The organism is Kitasatospora sp. NPDC093558, assembly GCF_040683475.1.
Lineage (GTDB): Bacteria > Actinomycetota > Actinomycetes > Streptomycetales > Streptomycetaceae > Kitasatospora.
Window position 1 is genome coordinate 1 of sequence record NZ_JBFBDY010001202.1, and the last position, 1,349, is coordinate 1,349.

The window sequence follows — 1,349 nt, forward strand, 5'->3', positions numbered from 1 at the left end:
CCTGAGACCACCGGCAGCACCGTGCTGCCGCCGCGCACCGCGTGGCTCGTCGTGGTCGTCGTCTTCCTCGCCGATGTCATGGACCTCATCGACGCGAGCATCGCCAACCTCGCCGGCCCCTCGATCCGGGCCGACCTCGGCGGCAGCGGGTCGACCGTCCAGTGGGTGCTCAGCGCCTACACCGCCGCCTTCGCCCTCGGCCTCGTCACGTCGGGACGGCTCGGTGACCTGCTGGGCCGCCGACGGCTGTTCCTGACCGGCCTCACCGGCTTCACCCTGGCGTCACTGGCCTGCGGCCTGGCCCCGAACACGGCCTTCCTGATCACCGCGCGCACGTTCCAGGGCCTGTGCGGATCGGTCATGATCCCGCAGGGCATGGCCCTGGTGAAGATCGCCTTCCCGCCCCACCAACTGCGCAAGGCCCTGCTGCCGATCGGCCCCCTCATGGGCCTGGCCACCGTCGCCGGCCCCATCCTCGCCGGGTGGCTGCTCCACCTGAACCTCTTCGGCAGCGAGTGGCGCCCGATCTTCCTGATCAACATCCCCTTCGGCGTCGTCGCCCTCGCGATCGCCTGGCGCGTTCTGCCGGTACACGGCGGCGAGGACCGCTCCGCCCGCCTCGACCCGGCCGGGGTCGGCCTGCTCACCGCGGCCTCCGCCCTGCTGATCGTCCCGCTCATCCAGGGCCGCGAACGGGGCTGGCCCGCCTGGAGCTACGCCATGATGGCGGGCGCCGCACTCCTCTTCGCCCTGTTCGTACGCTTCGAGCGGCGCAGCGCGCACCCCGTCATCACGCCGTCGCTGTTCCGCAAGCGCGGCTTCGTCGTCGGGCTGATGGTCTCCGGCGGCTTCTACGCCGCGCTGAGCGGGTTCGTCCTGGCCATCAACCTGCTCCTGCAGCAGGGCTTGGGCTGGTCGCCGCTCCGCACGGGCCTCACGCTGATTCCGTGGGCCCTCGGGACGGCCTTCGCGGTCCTGCTCGCGGGCCGGTCGCTGGCCGAACGCCTCGGACGGGCCGGCCTGCTCCTGGGCCTGTCGATCGCGGTCGTCGGTCTGCTGGCCCTGTGGTGGTCCATCGCCCACTGGGGCGCCGACCTCTCCGTCCTGAAGCCGGCGCCCGCGCTCCTGCTCATCGGATTCGGCTCCGGCCTGGTCTTCGTCCCACTGGTCGACTACATCCTCGGCGACGCCACGACGGAGGAGGTCGGCACCGGCGCGGGCACGCTCAACGCCGTCCAGCAGTTCGCCGGCGCGATCGGCGTGGCCGCCCTCGGCACGGTCTTCTTCGCCCGCGCCGGCCATGGCTCGCCGCACTCCTGCCTCGCCGCCGCCGAACTGGTCTTCGTCAT

1 protein-coding gene is annotated in these 1,349 nt (G+C 72.3%); it reads left to right on the forward strand.

Features of this window, described 5'->3' with window-relative positions; all coding sequences use genetic code 11:
- The coding region (locus AB0O00_RS39740; RefSeq protein WP_363659535.1) for a DHA2 family efflux MFS transporter permease subunit at positions 1 to 1,349 on the forward strand (1,349 nt) is incomplete at both ends.